At 35.7% G+C, this 258-nt stretch carries 1 protein-coding gene; it reads right to left on the bottom strand.

The features are described 5' to 3' along the window. The coding region (locus ACRHNM_RS17250) for an ion channel (RefSeq protein WP_431137883.1) at positions 1 to 258 on the bottom strand (258 nt) is incomplete at both ends.

Below are 258 nucleotides of genomic sequence, written 5' to 3'. Positions count from 1 at the left end.
ACATTTGCAATACCAAAGACGAGCACAAAAAATCTAAGGGCCACTTCAAGGACCACCAAGGTTTTAGCTGTAACGGTTATTGGAACTATATCGCCGTATCCCACAGATGAGAATGTAATCAAACTGAAATAGGACATGTTGAAAAATGCCAACAGTCCATTACTTCCCGAACTATTATTTATTTTAAAATGAGCAGAATCAATAAGGTGTAATGCCGTGTAATCTATTGCAAATGAAAAAACTATCAGTATGATTAGA

Origin of the sequence: Psychroserpens mesophilus (assembly GCF_050617655.1) — a bacterium.
GTDB classification, from domain to species: Bacteria; Bacteroidota; Bacteroidia; order Flavobacteriales; family Flavobacteriaceae; genus Psychroserpens; species Psychroserpens mesophilus_A.
The sequence above is the reverse complement of the archived record's forward strand: the minus strand, read 5'-3'. Positions and strand labels throughout refer to the sequence as shown.